Annotated in this window: 24 protein-coding genes, 1 tRNA gene and 1 riboswitch; of the genes, 7 read left to right on the top strand and 18 right to left on the bottom strand. The window is 75.4% G+C overall.

Features of this window, described 5'->3' with window-relative positions; translation table 11 throughout:
- Positions 1-44: 44 nt before the first annotated feature.
- The 3 genes from AAG589_RS01290 to AAG589_RS01280 all read left to right on the top strand — a co-directional run bounded on the left by AAG589_RS01290 (position 45) and on the right by AAG589_RS01280 (position 3,241).
- Positions 45-887, top strand: a complete 843-nt coding sequence (locus AAG589_RS01290) for an HAD family hydrolase (protein WP_430565443.1) — start codon at positions 45-47, stop codon at positions 885-887.
- Between the two features lie 29 nt (positions 888-916).
- Positions 917-1,255, top strand: a complete 339-nt coding sequence (locus AAG589_RS01285; protein WP_430565442.1) for a cupin — start codon at positions 917-919, stop codon at positions 1,253-1,255.
- Between the two features lie 111 nt (positions 1,256-1,366).
- A complete protein-coding gene (locus AAG589_RS01280) occupies positions 1,367-3,241 on the top strand; it encodes a rhamnogalacturonan lyase (protein ID WP_430565441.1) in 1,875 nt (624 codons plus the stop codon).
- A gap of 14 nt (positions 3,242-3,255) precedes the next feature.
- Here AAG589_RS01280 and AAG589_RS01275 read toward each other — a convergent pair whose 3' ends face one another.
- Genes AAG589_RS01275 through AAG589_RS01260 form a run of 4 tightly spaced genes read right to left on the bottom strand, consistent with a single transcriptional unit; the run spans position 3,256 to position 8,274 of the window.
- Positions 3,256-4,644 (bottom strand): aldehyde dehydrogenase family protein, encoded by a 1,389-nt coding sequence (locus AAG589_RS01275; protein WP_430565440.1) that lies wholly within the window; start codon positions 4,642-4,644, stop codon positions 3,256-3,258.
- Positions 4,641-5,888 (bottom strand): ectoine hydrolase, encoded by a 1,248-nt coding sequence (doeA, locus tag AAG589_RS01270; RefSeq protein WP_430565439.1) that lies wholly within the window; start codon positions 5,886-5,888, stop codon positions 4,641-4,643. Before doeA ends, AAG589_RS01275 begins: the two co-directional genes overlap by 4 nt.
- A gap of 50 nt (positions 5,889-5,938) precedes the next feature.
- Positions 5,939-7,186, bottom strand: a complete 1,248-nt coding sequence (locus AAG589_RS01265) for an aspartate aminotransferase family protein (RefSeq protein ID WP_430565438.1) — start codon at positions 7,184-7,186, stop codon at positions 5,939-5,941.
- A 32-nt stretch (positions 7,187-7,218) separates the two neighbouring features.
- Positions 7,219-8,274 carry a GlxA family transcriptional regulator gene (locus AAG589_RS01260; RefSeq protein WP_430565437.1) on the bottom strand — a complete coding sequence of 352 codons (1,056 nt, stop codon included), beginning with the start codon at positions 8,272-8,274 and terminating at the stop codon, positions 7,219-7,221.
- 115 nt (positions 8,275-8,389) lie between these two features.
- Here AAG589_RS01260 and AAG589_RS01255 point away from each other — a divergent pair, with 115 nt between their 5' ends.
- Positions 8,390-9,160, top strand: coding sequence for an NAD(P)H-dependent oxidoreductase (locus tag AAG589_RS01255; protein ID WP_430565436.1), 771 nt, complete (start codon positions 8,390-8,392; stop codon positions 9,158-9,160).
- 24 nt (positions 9,161-9,184) lie between these two features.
- On the opposite strand, the gene AAG589_RS01250 is transcribed toward AAG589_RS01255, so the two are convergent.
- From AAG589_RS01250 to AAG589_RS01240, 3 genes are all read right to left on the bottom strand, one after another.
- Positions 9,185-10,399, bottom strand: coding sequence for an MFS transporter (locus tag AAG589_RS01250; RefSeq protein WP_430565435.1), 1,215 nt, complete (start codon positions 10,397-10,399; stop codon positions 9,185-9,187).
- Between the two features lie 42 nt (positions 10,400-10,441).
- The gene (locus tag AAG589_RS01245; protein ID WP_430565434.1) at positions 10,442-11,050 is read right to left on the bottom strand and encodes a class I SAM-dependent methyltransferase; all 609 of its coding nucleotides are present in this window, start codon (positions 11,048-11,050) and stop codon (positions 10,442-10,444) included.
- 61 nt (positions 11,051-11,111) lie between these two features.
- Complete coding sequence (locus AAG589_RS01240) at positions 11,112-11,849, bottom strand: TetR/AcrR family transcriptional regulator (RefSeq protein ID WP_430565433.1); 738 nt, start codon at positions 11,847-11,849, stop codon at positions 11,112-11,114.
- 248 nt (positions 11,850-12,097) lie between these two features.
- On the opposite strand from AAG589_RS01240, the gene AAG589_RS01235 reads away from it, so the two are divergent.
- From AAG589_RS01235 to AAG589_RS01225, 3 genes are all read left to right on the top strand, one after another.
- Positions 12,098-13,042, top strand: coding sequence for an NAD-dependent epimerase/dehydratase family protein (locus tag AAG589_RS01235; RefSeq protein ID WP_430565432.1), 945 nt, complete (start codon positions 12,098-12,100; stop codon positions 13,040-13,042).
- A gap of 125 nt (positions 13,043-13,167) precedes the next feature.
- Complete coding sequence (locus AAG589_RS01230; protein WP_430565431.1) at positions 13,168-14,181, top strand: NAD(P)-dependent alcohol dehydrogenase; 1,014 nt, start codon at positions 13,168-13,170, stop codon at positions 14,179-14,181.
- A complete protein-coding gene (locus AAG589_RS01225) occupies positions 14,178-14,939 on the top strand; it encodes a DUF4389 domain-containing protein (RefSeq protein ID WP_430565430.1) in 762 nt (253 codons plus the stop codon). Before AAG589_RS01230 ends, AAG589_RS01225 begins: the two co-directional genes overlap by 4 nt.
- Before the next feature lie 10 nt (positions 14,940-14,949).
- Here the strand turns inward: AAG589_RS01225 and AAG589_RS01220 are convergent, their stop codons facing one another.
- The 11 genes from AAG589_RS01220 to AAG589_RS01170 all read right to left on the bottom strand — a co-directional run bounded on the left by AAG589_RS01220 (position 14,950) and on the right by AAG589_RS01170 (position 24,094).
- The gene (locus AAG589_RS01220) at positions 14,950-15,654 is read right to left on the bottom strand and encodes an energy-coupling factor transporter transmembrane component T (RefSeq protein WP_430565429.1); all 705 of its coding nucleotides are present in this window, start codon (positions 15,652-15,654) and stop codon (positions 14,950-14,952) included.
- Positions 15,651-17,108, bottom strand: coding sequence for an ABC transporter ATP-binding protein (locus tag AAG589_RS01215; RefSeq protein ID WP_430565428.1), 1,458 nt, complete (start codon positions 17,106-17,108; stop codon positions 15,651-15,653). The genes AAG589_RS01220 and AAG589_RS01215 overlap by 4 nt, the downstream gene beginning before the upstream one ends.
- 4 nt (positions 17,109-17,112) lie before the next feature.
- Positions 17,113-17,739, bottom strand: coding sequence for an ECF transporter S component (locus tag AAG589_RS01210; protein ID WP_430565427.1), 627 nt, complete (start codon positions 17,737-17,739; stop codon positions 17,113-17,115).
- A riboswitch (TPP riboswitch) is annotated at positions 17,733-17,844 on the bottom strand. (Overlaps the previous gene by 7 nt.)
- Positions 17,845-18,013: 169 nt before the next feature.
- Positions 18,014-18,086 (bottom strand) — tRNA-Ala (locus AAG589_RS01205).
- Between the two features lie 92 nt (positions 18,087-18,178).
- Entirely contained in the window at positions 18,179-18,868 is a 690-nt protein-coding gene (locus AAG589_RS01200) for a histidine phosphatase family protein (protein ID WP_430565426.1), read from the bottom strand.
- Positions 18,865-19,311 carry a ribosome silencing factor gene (rsfS, locus tag AAG589_RS01195; protein ID WP_430565425.1) on the bottom strand — a complete coding sequence of 149 codons (447 nt, stop codon included), beginning with the start codon at positions 19,309-19,311 and terminating at the stop codon, positions 18,865-18,867. Before rsfS ends, AAG589_RS01200 begins: the two co-directional genes overlap by 4 nt.
- A complete protein-coding gene (locus tag AAG589_RS01190) occupies positions 19,308-20,423 on the bottom strand; it encodes a hypothetical protein (protein WP_430565424.1) in 1,116 nt (371 codons plus the stop codon). Before AAG589_RS01190 ends, rsfS begins: the two co-directional genes overlap by 4 nt.
- A complete protein-coding gene (gene nadD / locus AAG589_RS01185) occupies positions 20,416-21,033 on the bottom strand; it encodes a nicotinate-nucleotide adenylyltransferase (protein WP_430565423.1) in 618 nt (205 codons plus the stop codon). Before nadD ends, AAG589_RS01190 begins: the two co-directional genes overlap by 8 nt.
- Before the next feature lie 19 nt (positions 21,034-21,052).
- On the bottom strand, positions 21,053-21,208 hold the full coding sequence (locus AAG589_RS01180; protein WP_430565422.1) for a hypothetical protein: 156 nt from the start codon (positions 21,206-21,208) through the stop codon (positions 21,053-21,055).
- 53 nt (positions 21,209-21,261) lie between these two features.
- Positions 21,262-22,587 carry a glutamate-5-semialdehyde dehydrogenase gene (locus tag AAG589_RS01175; RefSeq protein ID WP_430565421.1) on the bottom strand — a complete coding sequence of 442 codons (1,326 nt, stop codon included), beginning with the start codon at positions 22,585-22,587 and terminating at the stop codon, positions 21,262-21,264.
- Positions 22,588-22,630: 43 nt separating this feature from the next.
- On the bottom strand, positions 22,631-24,094 hold the full coding sequence (locus AAG589_RS01170) for an alpha/beta hydrolase family protein (RefSeq protein WP_430565420.1): 1,464 nt from the start codon (positions 24,092-24,094) through the stop codon (positions 22,631-22,633).
- Between the last annotated feature and the right edge of the window lie 16 nt (positions 24,095-24,110).

The following is a 24,110-nucleotide window of genomic DNA, read 5'->3' as shown; positions in this document are numbered from 1 at the left end:
GCTCGACGGTGCCCACGACGCCCACGAGCTGGAGGACTGCCCACGTGTCGGGTTCGAAGAGTGACGGGGCGCGGGTCGCGTTCCTGGACGTGGACGGCACCTACGCGGACCACGGCGTGGTGCCGCCCGCGCACGAGGAGGCCGTGCGGGCCGCCCGGCGGGCCGGCCACCGGGTGCTGCTGTGCACGGGTCGGCCGGAGTCGATGCTTCCCCCGTCGCTGCTGACGGCGGGCTTCGACGGCGTCGTGGCGACGGCGGGAGCCTTCGTGCGGCTCGACGGCGCGGTGGTCTCGGACCTGCGCTTCCCCGAGGCACTGGCCGACCGGGTGCGGCACGTGCTCGACACCCACGACGTCGCCTACCTGCTGGAGACGCCGGACGCCGTGTACGGCCCGGTGGGGCTCGACGCGCGCCTCGAGCGCCGCGGCGACGCCGCCCCGCGTGAGATCCTCGACGTGCTGCGCATGCCGGGCGACCTCGCGGGCGTCCGCTACGCGAAGATCAGCTACTTCGACTCCCCCGTCCCGATCGCGGCGCTGCGCACCGAGCTCGGCCCGGAGGTCGGCATCCTGCCGTCGTCGTACGCGAACACGGGCGACAACGCCGGGGAGATCCACCTGGCCGGCGTGCACAAGGCCGTCGGGATGGCGGCCGTGATGGAGCACCTGGGGCTGACCGCCGCGCAGGCGGTCGGCGTCGGCGACGGCTACAACGACGTCGAGATGCTCCAGTACGCGGGCACCGCCGTCGCCGTCGAGGGCGCGCCGCCCGCCGTCCTCGCCGAGGCCGACCTCGTCGTGCCGGGGCCCGCCCGCGGCGGCGTGGCGGAGGCGTTCGCCCGGCTGGGGCTGATCGACGGCGATAGCATCCCGACCGACGGGTACTGACGCCCGCCCCGCCGACCGACGGAGCCCTCATGGCCAACCTGGACGCCCGCACCATCCACCAGCTCGAGAAGGCCCGTGCGGCCGAGAACGGGCGCAGCGCCGAGATCGTGGTGCACGACGGCCCGCTGCGCCAGACGGTGATCGCCGTGGTCGCCGGCGTCGAGCTGGGCGAGCACAACTCCCCGCCCGCCGCGTCCATCCTGGTGCTGCACGGGCGGGTGCGTGTCACCGCCCCCGAGGGGGACGAGGAGGTCGGGGCCGGGCAGCTGCGCGTGCTGACCCACGAGCGGCACGCGGTGCTGGCGCTCGAGGACGCCGTCTTCCTGCTCACCACGGTGACGAGCATCCCCAAGCCCGAGGACGCCTGAGCCCTCGTCCGACGCGTCCCACGTCGTGAGACCTAGGGTGACGCGAGCAACCGGTTTCTGGCAGCCTCGGTCGCGAACGGTGTGAATCGTCTCAACCGGAACGGAGCAACGATGCTGCCGACACTCCGCACCACTGCCATCACCACCACGCTCACGACCGCGGTGGGCGCGCTCTGTGCGCTCACCCTCGCCTCCCCCGCCCTCGCCGCCGGCGACCCCCCGGCAGGCGCGTCCCCGACGGCGCCCGCCGCCTCGTCGCCCAGCGGGCGAGCGGTGATCAGCACGCCCACGCCCGACGGCAACCGCGTGAGCTGGCGCCTCCTGGCCGCCGACGGCGAGGACGCGGCGTTCCACGTCTACCGCGACGGCGTCCGCGTGCCCGGACCCGCCGTGACCGGCGCGACGTCCTACCTCGACCGCGGCGCCCCGACCGACGCCCGGTACTCCGTGGTCGCCGTCGGCGACGGCGCCGCGCGCGCCGCCGCGGCCCGGACCACCGGCCAGGCGGCCGGCGAGTCCCTGACCCTCGAGCCCGTCGCAGGCGCCGAGGCGAGCGCGCTCGACGTCCCGCTCGACGTGCCGCCCGCGGGCGACGGCTACACGTACTCCGCGAACGACGCGTCGGTGGGCGACGTCGACGGCGACGGCGAGTACGAGATCGTCCTCAAGTGGGACCCGAGCAACGCCAAGGACAACTCGCAGGCCGGCGTCACGGGCGACGTCTACCTCGACGCCTACGAGCTCGACGGCGAGCGGCTGTGGCGGATCGACCTCGGCCGCAACATCCGCGCCGGCGCCCACTACACGCAGTTCCAGGTGTACGACTACGACGGCGACGGTGCCGCGGAGGTCGCCGTGAAGACGGGCGACGGCACCGTCTCCGGCACCGGCCAGGTGATCGGCGACGCCGACGCCGACCACCGCAACTCGGACGGGTACGTGCTCAGCGGCCCCGAGTTCCTCACGGTCTTCCGGGGCACCGACGGCGCCGAGCTCGACACCGTCGACTTCCGCCCCGCGCGCGGGAACGTCGGCGACTGGGGCGACACCTACGGCAACCGCGTGGACCGCTTCCTCGCCGGGACCGCGTACCTCGACGGCTCGCGGCCGAGCATCGTCATGGGGCGCGGCTACTACGCCAAGTCCGCCGTGGCCGCCTGGGACTTCCGCGACGGGGAGCTCACCCGCCGCTGGACGTTCGACTCGAGCTCGTCGACCAACGGGCCCGACTGGACGGGCCGCGGCAACCACCAGCTGTCGATCGCGGACGTGGACGACGACGGCCGCGACGAGATCCTCTACGGCTCGATGGCGATCGACGACGACGGGTCCGGGCTGTGGCAGAACGGCACCCACCACGGCGACGCGTACCACGTGAGCGACCTGGTGCCGTCGAACCCCGGGCTCGAGGTGTTCAAGCCGTCGGAGTCCGGCACCGACCCGGCGCACTGGGTGGCCGACGCCGCCACCGGGAAGATCCTGTCCAGCGCGCCCGCCGCCGGCTCCGACAACGGGCGCGGGGTGGCCGCTGACGTCACCGCGGACAACCCCGGCGCCGAGGTCTGGTCGTCCAAGGTCTCCGGCCTGCGCAGCGCGACCGACGGCTCCGAGGTGGGTCGCAAGCCCGGCTCCACCAACTTCGTGATCTGGTGGGACGGCGACGGGCAGCGCGAGCTGCTGGACGACACGCACATCGACAAGTACGGGTCGGACGGCGACACCCGGCTGCTCACCGGTGAGGGCGTCGCGTCGAACAACGGCACCAAGGCGACGCCGGCGCTGCAGGCCGACATCCTCGGCGACTGGCGCGAGGAGGTCGTGTGGCGCACGACGGACTCCAGCGCGCTGCGGATCTACTCCACGGACATCCCGACCGACATCGCGCACCCGTCGCTCATGGAGGACCGGCAGTACCGGCTCGCCGTGGCGTGGCAGAACACGGGGTACAACCAGCCCCCGCACCCGAGCTTCGCGACGGTCGAGTGACGAGGTGGAGTGAGCTAGGACTTCTTCGGCCCCACCCACACCTGCTGCACGTTGACGAACTCCAGGATGCCGTGCGGGCCGAGCTCGCGCCCGTACCCGGAGCGCTTCACCCCGCCGCTGGGCAGCCGGGGGTCCGTCTTCACGATCCCGTTGACGGACACCTGGCCGGCCTCGATCTCGCGGGCCATCGCCTCGCCGCGCTCCGGCGTCGTCCACACGCTCGCCGCCAGGCCGTACTCGGTGGCGTTCGCGGCCGCGAGCGCGGCGTCGGCGTCACGCGCGGGGAGCACCGCCATCACCGGCCCGAAGGTCTCCTCGCAGGCGGCGGTCATGTCGTCGGTGACGCCGTCCAGCAGGGTGGGCGGGTAGTAGTACCCCGGGCCGTCGGGCAGCTCGCCGCCGAGCAGCACCCGGGCTCCCGCCGCAGCCGTCTCGGTGACCTGACGGTGCAGGTTCTCGCGCAGGTCGGCGCGGGCGATCGGCCCCACCTGTGTGGCGGGGTCGCGCGGGTCGCCCACCTTGAGCGCCGCGAGCCGGTCCCGCAGGCGCTCGACCAGCGCCCCGTGCACCGGCTCCTCCACGATGATCCGCTTCGCGGCGATGCACGACTGGCCCGCGTTGATGATGCGCGACAGGGCGATGGTGTCCGCCGCGGCGTCGAGGTCGGCGTCGGCCAGCACGACGCACGGGTCGGAGCCGCCCAGCTCGAGCACGGCGGGCTTGATCTCGGCGGCGGCGACGCTCGCCACCGCCGAGCCGCCGCGCGACGACCCGGTGAAGGACACCGCCTGGACCCGCCGGTCGCGGATCACGGCGGCGACGTCCGCAGTGGCCAGGGGCAGGTTCCGGAACACCCCGGCCGGAGCGCCGGACGCCGACAAGGCCCGCGCGAAGACCTCGCCGATCGCCTCCGCGCAGCCGGGCACGTGCGGGTCGTGCTTGAGCACGCCGGTGTTGCCCGCCATGAGGGCCGGCGCCGCGAAGCGCAGCGCGAGCCAGAACGGCGCGTTCCACGGCAGGATGCCGAGGACCGTGCCCAGCGGCAGGTGCTGCACGTAGCTGCGGGTGGCGTCCGAGGCGATCTCCTGCGTCGCCAGGTACGCGGCCGCGTGCTCGGCGTAGTGCTCGGCGCACCACGCCGCCTTCTCGACCTCCCCGAGCGCCTCCGTGATCGGCTTGCCCATCTCCTGCGTCATCAGGGGCGCCAGCTCGTCGGCGCGGGCGCGCAGGTCGGCCGCGACGGCACGCAGCACCTCGGCGCGCCCGTCGAGACCCCGGTCGCGCCAGGCCGCCCGCGCCGCCTCGGCGGCCGCGAGGGTCGCGTCGACCTCCCCCGGCGACGCCGCCGGGACCTCGCGGACCACCTCGCCCGTGCTCGGGTCGGTCGCGATCAGCATCGTCATGCGGTCTCCTCCTCGGTCAGGTCGGCGGTCGCGTCGGGCACGAGCGCGAGGGGCTCGCCGTCCGTCCGCTCGGCCGCGTGCTCGGGCTTGCAGGTGAAGTCCTCGGCCAGCGTGAAGAACGACTCGCAGCCGTCCGCCGTCACGCGCACCGTGTCGGAGATGCCGACCGTCTTGTCGCCGTCGACCCCCCACATCCACGGGATGATGTGGAACGTCATCCCCTCGCGCAGCACGCGCGGGTCGCCCTGGTTGAGGCTGACGATGTAGCCCTCGTCCCAGCTGGGCGGGAACGCGATGCCGATGGAGTAGCCCGACCGGGTGACCAGCCGCGCCCCGACGCCGTTGTCCGAGATGATGTTCCGCACGATGTTGTCGGCGTCGGACACCGTGAGCCCGGGCCGGATCGCCGCCTTCACCTCGGCGAGCGCGAGCTTCATCCGCTCCTGCGCCACCAGCATGCTGCGCGACAGGTCGTCGAGCACGACGGTGCGCATCATCGCCGTGTGGTACCGCCGGAAGCAGCCGCCCACCTCGAGGAAGACGTGCTCCCCCGGCTGCACGGTGCGGCCCTCCCAGGTCGCGTGCCCGATCATGCTGCGCGGCCCGGAGGTCACGTAGGGCATCACCGCGGGGAACTCCCCGCCGGAACGGAACATGGCCGACGCGATCGCCGCCGCGACGTCGTTCTCGGTCACGCCGGCGGCGACCGCCTCGATCCCGGCCGCCATGCCGACCTCCGTGGCGTGCGCCGCCCGCCGCATGATCGCGATCTCCGCGTCGGACTTCGTCACCCGCCCCTCCTCCACGATGCCGAAGCAGTCCAGCAGGCGGCCGTCGGTGAACGAGTTGTGGATGTAGTCCTGGTGGTAGGCCGGGAAGTAGTAGCTGTTGCGCTCGTACCCGACGTCCTTGGTGTCGAGGCCGAACTCGCGCAGGGACTGCACCAGGCTCTGGATCGCGTCGCCCGTGTCCGGGTAGGGCCGGGTCAGCTCCACCCAGGTGCGCGCGTGCACGTTGGACTCCTCCATGGCGCGCGTGATCATGAACGGCTCGTCCTCGAGCGGCACGACCAGCGCCTGGAAGAAGGAGTACCCCGTGGTCTGGTAGTCCGTGAGGTACATGAGGTTCTCGGGATCCGTGATGACCACGGCGTCGAGCATCCGCTCCGCCATGCGGCGGCGCAGGTCGCCGAGGCGTCTCGCGTACTCCTCGAACGGGAACGTCATGTCGTCGCGCTGCCGCATGCCGGCCTCCTTCTGCTGTCGGACGCCCCCGCCCGGGTGGATCGAGGGCGCTAGAGGGTGTCGCGCACCGCCCCCGTGAGGATCTCCAGGCCCTCGTCGAGGTCGTCGTCGGGGATGGTGAGCGGTGGGATGAGCTTGAGCACGCGGCCGCCGCTGCCGCACGGCCCGATGAGCAGCCCGCGGGCGAAGCACTCGGCGGCGACCGCCTTCGCGAACGCGCCGTCGACCACGTCGAGGCCCTGGATCATGCCGCGGCCGCGCACGGCGAAACCGCGGTCGGCCGCCTCGGCCGCCAGCCCGTCCAGCACCGACACCATGCGCTCGGCCTTGGCGTGCACCTGGGTCATCAGCTCGTCGTCGTCGAAGTAGGTCAGGGCCTCGCGCCCGGCCACGAACGACAGCCCCTGGCCGCGGAAGGTGCCGGTGTGCTCCCCCGGCGCCCAGTGCGCGTCCAGCTCGGGCCGGTTGAGGTTCATCGCCAGCGGCGTCCCGTAACCCCCGATCCCCTTGGCGAGGCACACGACGTCCGGGTCCAGCCCCATGCCGTCGAAGCTGAAGTAGCTGCCGGTGCGGCCGCAGCCCACCTGGATCTCGTCGATGACGAACAGCGCCCCGACGTCCCGGGCCAGCTGCTGCACGGCGTGCAGCCACTCGGGGCTCGCCACGTTGACGCCGCCCTCGGCCTGGATGGTCTCGACGACGAACGCGGCGGGGGGCAGCAGCCCGCTCGACACGTCGGCGAGCTGCGCCCGGTACGCCTCGAGCGACGCGAGACCGCCCCCGGGGGCGGTCTCGAACGGCAGCCGGTGCACGTTCTCCAGCGGCACGCCGGCGGCCCGGCGGAAGACGTCGTTGCCCGTGAGCGCGAGCGACCCGAGGGTCATGCCGTGGAACCCGTGCGTGAAGGCGACCACCTCGCGCCGCCCGGTCACCTTGCGGGCGAGCTTGAGCGCCGCCTCCACGGCGTTGCTGCCCGTCGGCCCCATGAACTGCAGCCGCATCGTCATGCCCCGCGGCTCGAGCACCGTGGAGACGAACTTGGAGATGAAGTCCCGCTTGGTGGTGGTCGCCATATCGAGGCTGTGCGCGACGCCGTCGGCCTCGAGGAACTCGATCATGGCGCGTTTCATGCGGGGGTTGTTGTGCCCGAAGTTGAGCACTCCTGCGCCGGCGAAGAAGTCGACGTAACTACGGCCGGCCTCGTCCACCTGACGCGCGTTCGACGCCGAGGCGAAGACCGTCGGGTACGTCCGGCTGTACCCGCGGATCTCGGACTCCCACTTCTCAAAGACCTCCATCAGCCAGGTCTAGGTGCCCGGACCGGGCCCCGTCAAGGATGACGCGGGAGTCGGCTCGTAACGTTCTGATTTCGCAGGTCCTGACCGAACGTCGCCCGGTAGGCCGCGGGCGACGTGCCCAGTGCCCGGGCGAAGTGCTGACGCAGCGACGCCCCGGTACCGAACCCGGCGCGGCGCGCGACGGCGTCGACCGGGAGCTCGGATCGTTCCAGCAGGTCACGGGCGCGCAGCAGGCGCTGCTGGAGCAGCCAGGCGCCGGGCGAGACGCCGACCTCGCGGCGGAACCGGCGCGTGAACGTGCGGGTGCTCATCGACGCGTGCCGGGCGAGATCGTCCAGCGAGAGTGTCTCGTCGAGGTGCTCGAGCGCCCACGACCGCGCGGGCCCGGTGTGGCCTCCGGTCGGCGCAGGTACCGGGACGTCCACGAACTGCGCCTGGCCGCCGTCGCGGAACGGCGGCACGACCGTCCGCCGCGCGACGTCGTTCGCGACCGCCGCGCCGTGGTCGGAGCGGATGAGGTGCAGGCACAGGTCGATCCCGGCCGCCTCGCCGGCCGACGTGAACACCCGGCCGTCCTCGGTGAACAGCACGTCCGGGTCCAGCTCGACCGCCGGGAACTCCCGCCGGAACCGCTCGGCGGAGAGCCAGTGCGTCGTCGCGCGGCGCCCGTCGAGGAGCCCGGCGCGGGCGAGCGCGAACGCACCGGTGCAGATGGACGCGACGCGCGCCTCCGGGCGGACCGTGGACAGCAGGCCCGCGACGTCGCCCCCGGCCGCGACGGTGTCGGTGCCGGTGCCGGTGTCGTCCAGCGCGTGGGAGGCCGGCACCACGACGGTGTCGGCGCGCGCGAGGACCTGCGGGCCGTGCGGGACGTCGATCGAGAAGTCGGCGTCCGTGCGCACCGGTCCCGGCACGGCCGCACAGGTGCGCACGTCGTAGAGCCGCTCGCCGTCGGACCCTCGTGCCACGCCGAAGAGCTGGTGCACCGCGCCGAGCTCGAGCGGCATCACGCCGTCGCGCACGAGCACCGCGACCAGGTGGCGACGGCGGACCGCAGCACCGCTGGCTCGCTTGCGTCCGGCAGGCATGGCTCGATCCTTGCACATCATGGCCCTCCGGCCACTGGTCGATCGTGGCAGCGCGCGGGCACCGTGGAGGGACGGGCGGCCGGTCGGCGGCAGCCCTCGACGGAAGGGACGTCCGATGCGGGTGCTGTGGGTACTCGCCCACCCGGAGCCACGGTCGCTCACGGCGCGGCTGCGGGACGAGGGGGTGCGCGCGCTGCGCGGGGCCGGGCACGAGGTGGTCCAGTCGGACCTGTACGCGATGGGGTGGAACCCGGTGGTCTCGGCCGCCGACTTCGGCGAGGCCGAGGGCGAGGGCGACCGGCTCGACGTCGCGGCCGCCTCGGAGCGCGCGCTGCGCGGCGGCACGCTCGCCCCCGACATCCGCGCCGAGCACGACAAGCTCGCGCGGGCCGACACCGTCGTCCTCCAGTTCCCGCTGTGGTGGCACGGCGTGCCCGCCATCCTCAAGGGCTGGCTCGACCGGGTGCTGGTGCAGGGCTACGCGTACGGCGTGCGCGACACGACCGGGCGCACCCGCCGGTACGGCGACGGCGGCCTGGCCGGGCGGCGCGCGCTGGCCGTGGTCACGGTCGGGGCGGGCACCGGGCTCGGGCCGCGCGGGCTGCACGGCGACCTCACCGAGGTGCTGTTCCCGCTGCTGCACGGCACGTTCTGGTACACCGGCATGGAGGTGGCCGAGCCGGTCCTCGTGCCCGGCGCCAACCGCCTGGACGACGCCGGCTTCGCGACGGCCGCGGCGAACCTGAGGGAGCGGCTGCTGGCCCTGCCCGACGGCCCCTTCGTGCCCTACCGGCACCAGGACGGCGGGGACTACGACGTGCGCGGGGAGCTGTGCGACGCGGTGGCGCCCGGTCGCGCCGGGCTCGGCGTGCACGTGCGCGGTTGACGCCCGCCGCCGCACCGCCCGCCGTCAGGGCCGCCGGCGCACGAGGTTCGCCAGCGGGGAGTAGCGCGGCACCCAGCGCGCGAGCGCCCCCGCGGAGGCCGCCCCGAGCGTCGCGGTGGCCCACACCCCCGCCGCGAGGGAGCCCAGCGCGGCGCCGGCCGACAGGATCAGCGGCCCCAGCGCGTCACCCGTGTCCTGGAAGAGCCGCCACACGCTGAGGAACGTGGGGCGCACCGCCGCGGGCGCGACGTCGGCGCCCAGCGTCATGACGATGCCCGACCCCATGCCGTTGCCGACGCCGAGCAGCGCGGCGACCACCGCGAGCGCGCCGGCGGTGTGCGCGAACGGCAGCACGGCCAGCCCGAGGGCCATCGTGAGCATGGACGGCACGGCCACCCACAGCCGGCCGAACCGGTCCATCACCTTGCCCGCCGGGTAGAAGAGCAGCATGTCCAGGGCGCCGGAGACGCCGAAGACGAGGGACGTCACCTCGGCGTCCAGGCCGAGGTGCTCGCCCCACAGCGGGATGACGGTCTGCCGCGCGCCGCGCACGGCGCTGACCAGCAGGATCGCAACGCCGAGCGTGGCGAACAGCTGCCGGTGCTCGCGCGCGACGGCCGCGATGGACACGCGCGGCCCACCGGCGGTGCGCGGCAGCGGGGCGTCGGCCTGGGGCTCCGGGCGCACGACGGCGATCACCAGCACGGCGACCAGCGCCGAGCCGACCCCGAGCCAGAACGCCCCGTGCAGCGAGGTCGCCGCGATCACCGCGGCACCCGCGAACGGGCCCAGGAACAGCCCGATGCGATGCACGCCGGCGAGGGTCGACAGGACCCGCGCCCGACGCAGCGGCGGCGTGATCTCCGTGAGGTACGCCTGCCGGGCGAGGTTGAAGACGGCGTTCGCCGCGCCGAGCGCGAGCACCCCGGCCGCCAGGCCCCACAGTGCCGAGGAGAGCGCGATCGTCGTGAACGCGAGGACGGCGACGCTGCCGGCGACCAGCATCGCCACCCGGTCGCCGAGGCGCTGCGAGAGCGCGCCCGCGGGCAGGTCGAAGGCGATCTTCCCGAGCGGCAGCAGCGCGGCCACCAGGCCGGCGACGGTGAGGCTCGCGCCGCGGCCGGTGGCCGTGACCGCGACGACCGGCAGCAGCGCGCCGATGCCGATCTCCAGCACCAGGGTGGGGAGGAACGCCCCGAGGACGACGCTCCGCATCGGGAACAGGGGTGGGGACGGCACGCGCCATTCCTATCGCACACGGCTCGCGGGTCGCAGGGATGCTCACGCCCGCCGGGTCGTGAGGAGCAGCGCGGGCAGGTGCAGCTCGTCCTCCGCGGGGCGGGCGACGATCTCGGCGTCCGAGACCGCGGTCGACGTCCACGCCGGCCCGGCGAACGCGCCCTGCAGCACCTCGCTCGTCGTGCCCCAGCCGAGGCCGGCCGCCACGGACATCGCGAGCACGGCGACGAGCGCGCCGGGCCCGCAGATCGCCTCGAGCCCGGCCACGTAGGCGGCGCGACCGGCGTCGTCCAGCGAGTGCAGCAGGCCGGAGTCCAGGACGGTCCCGGGGCGCACGTCCAGGTGGTCGAGCCCGCGCGCGTCCGCCACCTCGAAGCGCACACTGCCCGGCCCCTCGAGGATCGCCTCCGCGACCCGCTCCCGTGCGCGCGAGATCGCGTGCGCCGCGGCATCCACCCCCACGACCCGGTGGCCGGCGCGCGCGACGGCGAGCGCCAGGACGCCCGTGCCGCACCCGACGTCGAGCACCGGGTCCGCGAGCACCGACCGCCGCACCAGCGCCAGCAGCGCAGGCTGCGGACGCCCGATCTCCCACGGGGGCGGGACGTCCGCCGCGTACAGGGCGTCGAAGTCGTGCGGCCGGCGAGTCATGCTGGCACCTCCTGGCTCGAGCCTGCTCCCGCGGCGTGGGCCTCGCCTCCGGGCCGACGGCTCAGGGCGCCGCGGCCTCCGGCGCGCCGTCGACCCCGTCGGGCCCGTCGTCCCCGTCGCTCAGGGCGGACAGGCCGGCGAGGATCCTGCGCAGCCCCCAGACGTACTGCTCGGTCGAGGTGGAGCCGGCCATCGTCACCGCCGCCGCGGCCGTGAGGGGGAACCGGTCGGACGGCACGGCCGAGAGCTCGGCCCGGCGGGCGGCGACGCGCTCCTGCTCGGGCGGCAGCGGGCCGCCCCCGTGCACCCCGGCGACCTCGCGGGACACCGACCCGAAGACGTACACCATGAGCAGGTAGGACGCCTGTGCCGCGGCGTCCGGCCCGAGCCCGGCGTCCGCGAACAGCTGCAGGAGCCGCTCGTTGAGCGCCATCGAGCTGGGCCCGTCCAGCGGCCCCCCGACCAGCAGGCCGACCGCCCCGGGGTGCGCGGTCAGGGTGACCCGCAGCTCGAGGGCGAGCGCCTCCACGCGGATACGCCAGTGCTGCTCGAGGTCGGCGAAGACGTCGTGGTCGACGCCGCCGAGCAGCCGCTCGGCGAGGGCGCGGAGGACGGCGGCCTTGTCGGGGAAGTACGTGTAGATCGCGTTGGGCGCCACGCCGACCTCGGCGGCGATGCGCCGGACGGACGCGGCGGCGGGCCCGCCCTGGTCGAGCAGCCGCAGGGCCGCGTCGAGGATCTTCGCCTCGGTCACCGCGCGCCGAGGACCACGACGGCGCGGGGCGGTCGATGTGGACATCTGCGAGCGCACCCCCTTGACGTCGACCCCCTGCAGGGTACACCGTTGCTGTACGGCGTCCAAAGTTTGTACATCGTCCAAGATGTCGGACCGCTCCTCCCGCATCCCGCGGGCAGGCGCCCGGAAAGGATCGCCATGGTCACCGTCCCGGCCTCACCGTGGCGAGGCTGGCTGCTCTGGACCGCCGGGTTCCTCGCTGTCGCCGTGGCAGGCGCCGCGGCGGCGGCCACGCCGCACGGCGCGCGCACATGAGCACCGCCCCGCGCCACGTCGTCTTCGGCACCGGCGCCGTCGGCCTGGCCACGCTCGACGCGCTCCTGCGTCGCGGCGAGACCGTCCGGCTGGTCAACCGCTCGGGGCACGCGCGCGTGCCGCACGGCGTCGAGGTCGTCGCCGGCGACGCGCGCGACGCCGCGTTCACGACCGAGGTTGCCGAGGGTGCCGCCGTCGTCTACCAGACGCTGAACCCGCCGTACGCCGAGTGGAGCGCGCAGTTCCCCCGGCTGCAGGCCGGGGTGCTGGCCGCCGCGGAGGCCGCGGGGGCGCGGCTCGTCAGCATGGAGAACGTCTACATGTACGGGCGGCCGGGCGGCATGCCGCTCACCGAGGACAGCGGCGACCACGCGCACACCACGAAGGGGCGGCTGCGCGGGCAGATGTCCCGGGAGCTGCTGGCCGCGCACGCCGCGGGCCGCGTGCAGGTGGCGATCGGTCGCGCCTCGGACTACTTCGGGCCGCGCGGGGGCGCCCAGTCCAACCTCGGCGACCGGCTCTTCCCCGCCGCGATCGCGGGGCGGACCGCCACCGTGCTGGGCGATCCCGACCAGCCGCACACCTACACGTACATCCCCGACATCGGCGAGGGTCTCGTGGTCCTCGGAGAGCACCCCGACGCCCCGGGCCGGGTGTGGCACCTGCCGAACGACCCCGACACGCGCACCACCCGCGAGCTCGTCGAGACGGCCTACCGGGGCGCCGGCCAGGCCCGCACCCGCCTGCGCGCTACACCCGGCTGGCTGGTGCGTGCGCTCGGCGTGGTCAACGCGTCGATGCGGGAGCTGGTGGAGATGCAGTACCTGTTCACCGAGCCGTTCGTCGTCGACAGCACGACGATCGCCGACAAGCTTGGCGCCACCGCCACCCCCGTCGAGCAGGCCGTCCTCGCCACGCTCCGCAGCTACCGCGACGACTGACCCGCCCGAACCCACCACCGGAGGCCACCGTGCCCACCCCGCAGCACCATGACGCACAGCCCGGCACCGACGCACGGCCCGGCACCCTGCGGGCCCCGCCGCCTCGGTCGGTCGGCGAGGGGACCATGACCGCGGTCGTGCAGGACCGCTACGGCCCGGCGCCCGAGGGTCTCCTGCGCCTCGCCCGGGTCGAGGTCCCTACGGTCGCCGACGACGAGGTGCTCGTGCGGACGCACGCCAGCAGCATCGACCGGGGCACCTGGCACATCATGTCCGGGCTGCCCTACCCCATCCGGCTCGCCGGCTTCGGCGCGCGCCGGCCGAAGTACCTCAATCCCGGCCGCGCCCTGGCCGGCACCGTCGAGGCCGTCGGCGCCGCCGTCTCGGGCCTCGCGCGCGGCTACGCCGTCTACGGCACGGGCACCAGCACCTTCGCCGAGCACGCCGTCGCCCCCGCCGACCAGCTCGCGCCGAAGCCCGCGAACCTGTCGTTCGACCAGGCCGCCGCGGTGCCGGTCTCCGGGCTCACCGCCCTGCAGGCCGTCCGCGAGCACGGACGCGTCCGGGCCGGCCAGCGGGTCCTCGTCGTCGGGGCGTCGGGCGGCGTCGGCAGCTTCGCCGTCCAGATCGCCGTCGCCGACGGCGCAGCCGTCACCGCGGTGTGCAGCGCCGGCAAGGCGAGCATGGTCCGGGCGCTCGGCGTCGACGCCGTGGTCGACTACACCCGCGAGGACTTCGTCGACGCCGGCCCGTTCGACCTCGTCCTCGACATCGGCGGCAACGCCTCGCTCTCCCGCCTGCGGCGTGCGCTCACGCCGCGCGGGCGGCTGGTCATCGTCGGCGGCGAGACCGACGGGCGCTGGCTGGGCGGCAGCGACCGCCAGCTGCGCGCCAAGGTCCTCTCGCCGTTCGTCGGCCAGCGCCTCGGCACGTTCGTGGCGTCGGAGAACTCCGCCGACCTCGAGACCCTTCGCGGCCTCGCCGAGGACGGCGCGGTCACGCCCGTCGTCGACCGCACCTACCCGCTCGCGGACGTCGTCCCGGCGATCCGCCACCTGCTGGACGGGAGGGCGCGGGGCAAGGTCGTCGTCACCGTGCTCGACGACGCCCGGCCCGTCACCCCGAGGAGCACGCCATGACCGAGAACCCCGCCGCCTATCCCCTCCGCCTCGACGCGGCACCCCGAGCCTCCGCCTCCCGCGGCCTGTGGTTGGTGAAGTGGCTGCTGCTGGTGCCGCACCTCGTCGTGCTCTTCTTCCTGTGGATCGCCTTCGCCGTGGTGACCGTGATCGCGTTCTTCGCGATCCTGTTCACGGCGCGCTACCCGCGCGGCCTGTTCGACTTCAACGTCGGCGTCCTGCGCTGGGGCTGGCGGGTGAGCTACTACGGCTACGGGGTGTTGGGCACCGACCGCTACCCGCCGTTCACGCTCGCGGACGTGCCCGACTACCCGGCGCACCTGTCCGTCGAGTACCCGGAGCGCCTGTCGCGCGGGCTCATCTTCGTGAAGTGGTTCCTCGCGATCCCGCACCTCCTCGTGCTGTCGGTCTTCGCGGGCGGAGCGCTCTGGCTCGGAGACACCTCCGGTGCGAAGGACGCCTGGGACGGCGGCACCAACTCCGTCGGCCTGATCGCCCTGCTGGTCATGATCTCCGCGATCGCGCTGCTGTTCACCGGCAGCTACCCCCGGTCGGTGTACGACTTCGTGGTCGGGATGAACCGCTGGGGGCAGCGCGTCGCCGCGTACACCTGCCTGATGACGGACCGGTACCCGCCGCTCCGCCTCGACCAGGGCGGCATCGAGCCCGGCGGCCGACCGGAACGGCCCGACCCGCGCACGCCGTCCGCCGCACCGGTCGCGTTCTCGCCGGACGCGCCCCCGGCCCCGACGGGCTGACGCGCGGACGTCACAGCTGGCGCGCCACGAGGACGGCGAACGGCAGGGCCGCCACGACCGCGCCGACGGCGAGCACGGCGGAATCCGTCCGCGACCACGGCGCCGGCTCCGCCCACGTCCGCCGATGGGCGCCCGCGAAGCCGCGGGCGTCCATCGCGACGGACATGGCGGCCGCGTCGCGCAGCGTCCCGGCCAGCACGGCGAACGTCACCGAGGACGCGTGGCGCGCCCGGGAGAGCGGGCCTCTCCCGGGCCCGACGCCGCGCGAGCGGCGTACCCGCGACGCCTGCTCCCAGACGGTGCCGAGCCGCTCGAACCGCTGCAGCGCCGCGGCCACGCCGACGACGAACCGCGCGGGCAGCCGCAGCCGCTGGCCGAGCTGGTCGGCCAGCCCGCTCGGGTCGACCAGCGGGGCGAGCGCCACGCCGGGCAGCGCGAGCACCGCGATGCGGGCGCCCGCGACGGCGGCGACCACCAGGTCGCGGCCACCCAGCAGCCAGGTCGACCACGCCACCGAGACGACGGCGAGGAGCACCGCGAGGTACCGGACCGGCGACCCGGCCCCGCGCGGCAGGAGCACCAGCCCGAACGCCACGCAGGCCACCAGGGCGACGGCGGCGCTCGCGACGTCGCGCACCCCCAGGGACGCGACCAGCCCGAGCAGCCCGAGGGCGACGAGCACGAGCGCGTTCACCCGCGCGAGAGCGCCGATCATGCCACCGCCCCCTGCAGCGCGGCGTCGTGCGCGCCGAGCGCGACCCGGTGGTCGGCGAGCGCGACGAGGTGCTCGTCGTGGGTGCTGGTCACGACCGTGGCGCCGTGCCGGGCCGCCGCCACGGCCCACCCCGCCACGGCGGCCCACGTCAGCCGGTCCTGGCCGACCGTGGGCTCGTCGAGCAGCACCGTCCCGGGGCGGTGCGCGAGCGCGGCGGCCAGCGCGAGCCGCCGCTGCTCGCCGCCCGAGAGCCGGAACGGGTGCGCGTCGGCGAGGTGGTCGAGGCGCAGCACGGCGAGCGCCTCGTCCACGTCCACCGGGACGCCGAGCCGCCGGCCGGTGAGCTCGACCTCGTCCCGCACGCGCAGCGCGAGCAGCCCGTGCTCCGGGTGCTGCGGCACCCAGCCGCAGGCCCGCGCGAGGTCCCGCGAGCGCGCGGAGTGCCCGGGGGTGCCGCGCACGTCGCCGGACGCCGGCCGCAGGTGCCCGGCGAGCGTGGCGACGAGCGTGGACTTCCCCGCGCCCGAGGGCCCGGTGACGGCGGTGAGCCGCGCCGCAGGCAGCCGCGCGTCCACGCCGTCCAGGGCGCGCGTCGTGGTGCGGCCGCGCAGGCCGCGGGTGACCAGGTCGACGCGGAGGCCGGCGACGACGACGTCCGGCCCGGGCAGGTCCGGCGCCACCAGGGCGGCGGGCACCGGCAGCGGCGGCGGCGCGGGCACGCCGGGCAGCCAGACGCCGGCGCGGGTCAGCTCGTCGCGCAGCCCCGCCGTCGCGGTGCCGTCGCGCAGCGCGGCGGGCGCGACCTCGTGCGTGACCCGGCCGCCGGGGCCGAGCACGACCACGCGGTCCAGGTGCTCGAGCCAGGGCCCGACGTGGTGGTCGACGACCACGAGCGCGGTGTCGCTGCCCGCGAGCGCCTCCACCACCGCCGCGCGCACCTCGGCCGCGGCGTCCGGGTCGAGCATCGCGGTGGGCTCGTCGAGCAGCAGCAGGCCTGGCTCGCGGGCCAGCGCCCCCGCGAGGGCCAGCCGCTGCAGCTCCCCGCCCGAGAGGGCCGACGTCGGGCGGTCGACCGGGTACCGCAGCCCGACCCGCTCCAGCGCGTGGTGGGTGCGACGCCAGATCTCCGCCCGCGGCAGGCCGGCGTTCTCGGGCCCGAAGGCGACGTCCCGGCCGATGCGCGCCGCGACGACCGCCGAGCCCGGGTCCTGCGGGACGAGCCCCACCCCGCCGGCCACCTCGACCGCGCCGGACAGGTCGCCCGGCAGCGGGTCGCCGAGCACCCCCGCCAGGGCGTGCAGCACGGTCGACTTGCCGGCCCCGCTGGGGCCGACGAGCCCGACGCGCTCCCCCACGCCGACGGCGAGGTCGAGGTCGGTCACGGTCGGTGCGCCCCGCCCGGTGGGCCGCCAGGTGAGCCCCCGCAGGCTCGCCCGGACGCCGTCGCGCGCCACGCCGTCAGGCCTTGGCGGGGTCGGCGGCACGGTCGGCGAGGTCGCGGCCCGGCCCGAAGGCGTCGAGCACGCCGGCCCGCGCCAGGGCGCGCACGAGCGCCGCTCCCCCGAGCCCCGCGAGCAGCGCGCCGGACAGCGCGAAGAGGCCGAGGTACGCCAGCCGGAAGCCCCACGCCCAGTCGGGGTAGTAGGCGAACCACTCGTACACCGCGCCGCACGCGCCGGCCGCCGCGCCCGCCAGCGCGGCGACCGCGGCCCCGAAGCGGCGGTACAGGAACAGCGCGAGCACGAGCTCGGCGCCGAAGCCCTGGACGACGCCGGAGACGATCGCCGAGAAGCCCCAGCCGGCGCCGAGCAGGGCCTCGACGCTCGCCGCGACGACCTCGGTGAGCAGCGCCGCGCCGGGCCGGCGGACGATCAGGCCGCCCAGCACGCCGCCGAGCAGCCAGCCGCCGCCGAGCAGCCCGGTGGCCGGCGGGAACGCGACGGCCAGACCGGCGGAGAGCAGGTGGTAGAGCTGCGTCCAGCCCCAGAAGACGACGCCGACGGCGACGCCGAGCATGGCCACGGTGACGAGGTCGACGGTGCGGTACCGCAGGGACGCGCTGCGCAGAGCTATGGGCGCGGACATTCCAGGTAACTCCCTTCGCCGGTGCTAACCGGAGCAGGTTCCAAGGGTCTGCGGCTGTGCCCGCACTCTCAGCGCCCCTTCGACGGCGCTCCCCTGTCATGGGTGTCTTCAGATGTGACTTCAGTGTGGCGGCCGACGACGCGGCCGCAGGTCCGACCCTAGGCGACCACGGCGCCGGCGCAAGGGGCGTCCCGCACCGTGAACCCCTTGGACGTCACACCCCTGGACATGCGAGAAGGCCCGGAACCATGGGTTCCGGGCCTTCTCGTCGGGGTGGAGCTGAGGGGACTCGAACCCCTGACCCCCTGCATGCCATGCAGGTGCGCTACCAGCTGCGCCACAGCCCCGAGAACCGACTCTCGCGGCCGACGGGCGACCAGGCGATTCGTCTGATTCGGTGCGTTCCTCCGGGCTTGCGCCCCTCGGGAACGTCGATATCTTAGGCAGACTTCGGGCCAGGTTCCAAATTCCAGTCCGGGCCCGCCTGCCACTGGTCGAGCGGGTAGCCCGCGCCCACGTTGTGCGCCACGAGGCGCCAGGCGGGCACGGCCCCCTCGCCCGCGCGGTGCAGGTGCGACCAGTGCACGTTGTGCATGCCCGTCAGCCCGCGCCAGGTGGCGGGGTCGAGCCCGAGCAGCGCCGTCACGGCCAGCGAGATGGCCGCCCCGTGCGAGACGACGACCAGGGTGGCGTCGTCGTCCAGGTCGGCCGCGTGCTCCGCCACGGCCTCCGTGGTCCGCGCCGCGACCGCCGCCTTCGTCTCGGCACCCGCGCCCGTCGGCTCGGCGCCGCGGCGCCAGGCCGCGTACTCGGCAGGCCAGCGCTCCTGCAGCTCCGCGCCGGTGAGGCCCTCCCACGCGCCGAAGCCCCGCTCGCGCAGGCGGGCGTCCGTGGCGACGGGCGCTCCCCCGAGCGCGTCCGCGTAGGCGGTCGCCGTCTCGACGGCGCGGCCCAGGTCGGAGGACACGATGCGCGTCGCGCGGTGCGACGACGCGAGCGCGGAGCCGCCCTCGGCCGCCTGCCAGCGGCCGACCTCGTCCAGCGGGATGTCGATCTGGCCCTGCAGCCGCAGCGAGGCGTTGTACGCGGTGCGGGCGTGCCGCAGCAGGACGACGGTGCCGGCCGTCACCGCTCGTCGCCCGCGAGGCGGATCGCGCCGTCGCCCTGGCTGTCCCCGTACTCGGCGGCCGCCGCCGCGCCGTCGCCGCCGCGCGCGTCCTCCGGCAGCTCGACGGCCGGGCAGTCCTTCCACAGGCGCTCGAGCGCGTAGTAGACGCGGTCCTCGGCGTGCTGCACGTGGACGACGACCTCGCCGAAGTCCAGCAGCACCCAGCGCGCCTGCGCCTTGCCCTCGCGGCGGATCGGCTTGGACCCGGCGCGGAACATCGCCTCCTCGACGGCGTCCACGATCGCGGCGACCTGGCGCTCGTTCGTGCCGGACGCGATGAGGAACACGTCGGTGAGCACGAGCTGCTCGCTCACGTCGAGCGCGATGATCTCCTGCGCCTTGCGGTCGGACGCGGCCCGGGCGGCGGCGACCGCCAGCTCGACGGCACGGGGGCTGGCGGTCATGCAGCGGCTCCAGGGTGCTCGTACGTGAGGGCGACGCCGGCCGCGGGCGCGGCGCCGTCGGTCGAGAAGTCGTTGGTGTCCGGGCCCTCGAGCAGCAGCTTCCAGACGAGCAGGCCCAGGACGAACGCGACGACCACGAGGACGATGTAGTGCAGCCAGGTGTACGACGCCTCGGGCTCGTCCCAGTCCTCGTCGTCGTCCTCCTCGACCTGCGGGGCGGCCGACCGCGCGCGGACCGGCTGTTCCGACGCGACCAGCGCGTCGAACGGGGACGCCGCGGGGCGCTCGGGCGCCGACGGCTGCGCGGCCGCCGGCCCCGGGCGCGACGGCGGCACCGACGCGGGCCGCTCCGTGCTCGGGCTCGCCCAGGGCAGCGGCGGCGCCGCGGCGGGCGCCGGGGCGGCGGACGGGGCCGACGGGGCGGCCTGAGCAGGCGGGGCCGACGCGGCGGCCTGGGCGGAGGACGCCGACGCCGCGGTCGTGCCGAACGGCGAGGAGGTGCCCGTCGTCGCGAACGGCGAGCGGCGCGCCGGTCCGTCGGGGCGCGGGGCGACCGTGGCGGGCGGCGTGGCCGCGGGCGCCGCGCTCGGCGGGGTCGCCAGCGGGGGCAACGACAGGCCGGTGGCGGCTCCGCCGACGGCGGTCGCACCGAGGTCCCGACGCGACGACGGGCGCGCGGGCGGCGCTGCGGGGGCGGCGGGCGCCGCCGGGCGCACCGTGGGCGCCGGCGCGACGGCCCGGGACATCTCGCCGGTGGGTCGCTGGATCGGGGCCAGGCGGCCCGTCTCGTCCAGGCCGCGCACGCCGGCGGAGGCGGACGGCGGGCGCACCATCGGCGCGGGGGCGGGAGCGGCCGGCGCCGGGCTCTGCTCGCGCAGCGAGCGCCGCGACGGCGCGGCGGCGGCCGGAGCGCCGGGCGACGGCGCGGCGAACCGCGAGGCGGACGGCTGACCGGCGGGCGGGCCGAACGGCGACCGTGCCGCCGCGGGTGCGCCGTACTCCGGCCCGGACGGTGCCGGGTGCCCGGCGCTCCCCTGCGCGGCGGCGGCCGCCTGCTCCCGCTCGCGGATCTCGCGGCGGGTCAGCGGGCGGGACGGGTTGTTGTCACTCATCGAGACCTCGATACAGACCGTGCTTGGCGATGTACTGGACCACGCCGTCCGGCACCAGGTACCACACCGGTTGACCGGCCTGCGCCCGGCGACGGCAGTCGCTCGACGAGATCGCGAGCGCCGGGACCTCCAGCGTCGTGACCCCGTCGTGGGGCAGTCCGTCCACCGTGAGCTGGTGCCCCGGCCGCGTGACAGCCACGAAGTGTGCCATCTCCCACAGGAGCGCGGCATCCTTCCAGGTGAGGATCTGCTCGATCGCGTCGGCGCCGCTGATGAAGAACAGGTCGGCGTCGGGCCGCGCCTCGCGCAGGTCCCGCAGCGTGTCGACGGTGTACGTGAGCCCGGGCCGGTCGATGTCGACGCGGCTCACGGTGAAGCGCGGGTTCGACGCGGTCGCGATCACCGTCATGAGGTAGCGGTGCTCCGCCGGGGACACCTGCTGGTGCTGCTTGAAGGTCGGCTTGCCCGTGGGCACGAAGACGACCTCGTCGAGGTCGAGCAGCGCCGCCGCCTCGCTGGCGGCGACCAGGTGCCCGTGGTGGATGGGGTCGAAGGTGCCGCCCATCACGCCCAGGCGCGGACGGCGCGGCTGCGACGACGGCTCGTTCACGCTGACCGGACGGGGGCCGTCAGTGGTGGCGGTTGGACACGTTGCGGAACGCGTACGTCACCACGAGCGCGGCGACCAGTCCGCCGAACGCGAGCAGGCCCATCCCCACCGGCGGGATCGCGCCGACGGACTGCTCGGGTGCCTCCTGGGCGAGCTGGATGACGGTCTGCAGCACGGGTTCCTCCTGTGTGCGGTCGTGGACTGCGGGTGCGGTCGGGGGTCAGTCTCTCACGCGGGCCGGACGTGGCCGTCGCCGTGCACGACCCACTTGGTGGTCGTGAGTTCGGCCAGTCCCATCGGCCCGCGGGCGTGCAGCTTCTGCGTCGAGATGCCGATCTCGGCGCCCAGGCCCAGCTCGCCGCCGTCGGTGAAGCGGGTCGACGCGTTCACCATCACGGCGGCCGAGTCGACCTCGGCGACGAAGCGCTCCGACGCGGCCAGGTCGCGGGTGAGGATCGCCTCCGTGTGCCCCGACGACCAGGTGCGGATGTGCTCGATCGCGTCGTCGAGCGAGTCGACGACCCGCACCGCGAGCTCCAGGGCGTGGTACTCCGTGGCCCAGTCGACGTCGGTCGCGGGGAGCACCTCGACCGACTCCGGCGCCAGCGCGACCGTGCGCGCGTCGCCGTGCAGCACCACGCCCGCGCCCCCCAGGGCGGCGAGGGCCGCCGGGAGGAACGCCTCGGCGGCGTCCGCGTGCACCAGCAGCGTCTCGGCCGCGTTGCACACCCCGACCCGCTGCGTCTTGGCGTTCATCACGATCTCGACGGCCGTCGCGACGTCGGCGGTGGCGTCCACGTACACGTGCACGTTGCCGACCCCGGTCTCGATGACCGGCACGGTCGACGACTCGACGACCGTGCGGATGAGGTCGGCGCCGCCGCGCGGGACGAGCACGTCCACCAGGCCGCGCGCCTGCATGAGCGCGACCCCGCCGGGCCGGCCGTACGCGTCGATGGTCTGCACGAGGTCGGCGGGCAGCCCCTGGGCCTCCAGCGCGCGGCGCAGCACGTCGACGATCACCGCGTTGGACGAGGCGGCCGCGCTGCCGCCGCGCAGGATCACCGCGTTGCCCGACTTCAACGCCAGGCCGGCGGCGTCGACGGTGACGTTGGGCCGCGCCTCGTAGATCATCCCGACCACGCCCATCGGCACGCGGAGCTGGCGCAGGCGCAGGCCGTTCGGCAGCGTCTGGCCGCGCACCACCTCGCCCACCGGGTCGGGCAGGCCGGCGAGCTCGCGCAGCGCGCCCGTGATGGCGCCGATGCGCGCCGGGGTGAGCGCGAGCCGGTCGAGAAGCCCGTCGCTCAGCCCGCGCTCGCGCCCGCGGGCGAGGTCCTCGTCGTTCGCCGTCACGATCTCGTCTGCCGCGGCCTCCAGCGCGTCCGCGAGCGCGTGCAGCGCCGCGTCCTTGGTCGCGCGCGTGGCGGTGGCGAGCGTCCGCGACGCGACCTGGGACCGTCGGGCGACGTCGCGCACGGCGGCCGTGACGTCGTCGCCGGTGCCGGCGCCCGAGCCGCCCGCGGTCAGGTCCTCCGTGAGGGTCGTGGTCATCCCCCGAGAGTACGACGCCGGCGCGCGCGGCGGCAGGCCCCTCTCACCAGGAGGGACGGGGCGCCGGCGGCGGCACGAACCGGGTGAACGCCGGGGCGTGGTCGAAGGTCTGCAGGGTGACGACCTCGAACGTCGCGCGGTAGTCCGGGCCCAGGGCGTCCGCCGCCCGGTTCAGCGCCCGCGGGGCCAGCGACGGCCACCGCCCGGTGTCGAGGCGACGCTCCAGCGCCCGGAGGGCCACGAGCTCCTCGCCGAGGCTCACCGACAGGTGCGCCCCGCGCTCCACGTACAGGCTCCGGAACCGCTCCGGGTGGCCCACCTGCCGCACCCGGTGAGCGAAGGACCGCTCGCCCGACGGCGGCGCCCCGCCGTCGCCCGTGGTGTGCAGCGTGAGCACCGGGGACGGCGTCGTGCCCTCGGGACGGTGCTCCACCATCGCCGCCCGGGCGCCCGGGTCGGCCTCGATCGGCTCCACGGCCTCCAGCGCCGCCAGGTCGGCCCGCAGGTCGAGGCCGGCCCGCGCGTACGCGGCCGCCACCTCGCCCGCGGCGCCCGACCGGGCGAGCCGGGCGCGCAGGTGGTCGAGGCCGGTGCGGCTCGGGTTGCCGCCCAGCGTCTCCTCCAGCCCCGCCCTCCCGGTGGGCCCCAGGCTGAGCGTGTAGGCGCCGATCAGCCACTGCGCCTGGGCGCGGGCGCGGTCCTCGAGGGTCCGCGGCCGCTCCTCGTTCATCCAGTACCAGCCGGTCACCGTGTTGAGGGAGGCGACGAGCGCGATCCGCGCCCGGCCCTCGGGCGTCTCCTGGGCCTGCGTCAGCGCGGCCACCAGGGCGTCCCGGCTCGCCACCGGGTCGTCGGGGTCGACGAGCTCGATCGGGTCGCCGTGCGCGTCGGTGCCGTCCGTGAGCAGCGCGCGGGTCGCGGCGTTCATGTCGAGGATCGCGTCGAACTGGCCCACCCAGTCCAGGACGCCGCCCACCGTGAGCACGCCGTCGATCCGGTCGGGCTCCGCCTCGGCGTGCTTCACCGCCGTGACCGCGCCCATCGACTGCCCGTACGTGATCGTGCGCTCCGGCTCGCCCACGTGCTCCTCGAACCAGTCCAGCACCCGCGACTGGTCGGCCACCGCCGTCGGCACCGTGAAGTCCAGGCCGTCGCCCTGGAACAGCGACCCGGCGACGGCGTACCCGTGGTCGGTGAGCGTGCCCTCGCTCAGCTCCTGGTTCCCCAGCAGGTGCGGGGCGGGGAAGTCCCCGAAGAACTCCGACGGGTAGTGCCCGTGGCTGAACAGCACGAGCGTGCCGTTCCAGTCGTCCGGGACGAGCACGCGGTACCGCGCGCCCGCCAGCTCCCCGCAGTACTCCGTCAGGTCCTCGCCCCGGGGCGGGCAGCCGGGCGCGGGCGCGTCGGCGGACGCCGCAGGCGCGGTGACGACCGTGGTGCCGAGCGTGGCGGCGAGGGCCACGACGCCCGCGATTGCGGCGGTGGTGGCGTGCTGCGGACGGCGCATGGCGGCCTCCCGGTCC

Source organism: Isoptericola sp. F-RaC21, assembly GCF_038593535.1.
In the GTDB taxonomy this organism is placed as follows: Bacteria; Actinomycetota; Actinomycetes; order Actinomycetales; family Cellulomonadaceae; genus Isoptericola.
This window is presented reverse-complemented; position numbering and strand designations above follow the sequence as displayed.

Excerpts from the sequence above, each read along its gene's own strand:
- AAG589_RS01285 (WP_430565442.1), top strand. The coding sequence starts at position 917 with ATGGCCAACCTGGACGCCCGCACCATCCACCAGCTCGAGAAGGCCCGT.
- AAG589_RS01280 (WP_430565441.1), top strand. The coding sequence starts at position 1,367 with ATGCTGCCGACACTCCGCACCACTGCCATCACCACCACGCTCACGACC.
- AAG589_RS01275 (WP_430565440.1), bottom strand. The coding sequence starts at position 4,644 with ATGACGATGCTGATCGCGACCGACCCGAGCACGGGCGAGGTGGTCCGC.
- doeA (WP_430565439.1), bottom strand. The coding sequence starts at position 5,888 with ATGCGGCAGCGCGACGACATGACGTTCCCGTTCGAGGAGTACGCGAGA.
- AAG589_RS01265 (WP_430565438.1), bottom strand. The coding sequence starts at position 7,186 with ATGGAGGTCTTTGAGAAGTGGGAGTCCGAGATCCGCGGGTACAGCCGG.
- AAG589_RS01260 (WP_430565437.1), bottom strand. The coding sequence starts at position 8,274 with ATGCCTGCCGGACGCAAGCGAGCCAGCGGTGCTGCGGTCCGCCGTCGC.
- AAG589_RS01255 (WP_430565436.1), top strand. The coding sequence starts at position 8,390 with ATGCGGGTGCTGTGGGTACTCGCCCACCCGGAGCCACGGTCGCTCACG.
- AAG589_RS01245 (WP_430565434.1), bottom strand. The coding sequence starts at position 11,050 with ATGACTCGCCGGCCGCACGACTTCGACGCCCTGTACGCGGCGGACGTC.
- AAG589_RS01240 (WP_430565433.1), bottom strand. The coding sequence starts at position 11,849 with ATGTCCACATCGACCGCCCCGCGCCGTCGTGGTCCTCGGCGCGCGGTG.
- AAG589_RS01235 (WP_430565432.1), top strand. The coding sequence starts at position 12,098 with ATGAGCACCGCCCCGCGCCACGTCGTCTTCGGCACCGGCGCCGTCGGC.
- AAG589_RS01230 (WP_430565431.1), top strand. The coding sequence starts at position 13,168 with ATGACCGCGGTCGTGCAGGACCGCTACGGCCCGGCGCCCGAGGGTCTC.
- AAG589_RS01225 (WP_430565430.1), top strand. The coding sequence starts at position 14,178 with ATGACCGAGAACCCCGCCGCCTATCCCCTCCGCCTCGACGCGGCACCC.
- AAG589_RS01220 (WP_430565429.1), bottom strand. The coding sequence starts at position 15,654 with ATGATCGGCGCTCTCGCGCGGGTGAACGCGCTCGTGCTCGTCGCCCTC.
- AAG589_RS01210 (WP_430565427.1), bottom strand. The coding sequence starts at position 17,739 with ATGTCCGCGCCCATAGCTCTGCGCAGCGCGTCCCTGCGGTACCGCACC.
- rsfS (WP_430565425.1), bottom strand. The coding sequence starts at position 19,311 with ATGACCGCCAGCCCCCGTGCCGTCGAGCTGGCGGTCGCCGCCGCCCGG.
- AAG589_RS01190 (WP_430565424.1), bottom strand. The coding sequence starts at position 20,423 with ATGAGTGACAACAACCCGTCCCGCCCGCTGACCCGCCGCGAGATCCGC.
- AAG589_RS01175 (WP_430565421.1), bottom strand. The coding sequence starts at position 22,587 with ATGACCACGACCCTCACGGAGGACCTGACCGCGGGCGGCTCGGGCGCC.
- AAG589_RS01170 (WP_430565420.1), bottom strand. The coding sequence starts at position 24,094 with ATGCGCCGTCCGCAGCACGCCACCACCGCCGCAATCGCGGGCGTCGTG.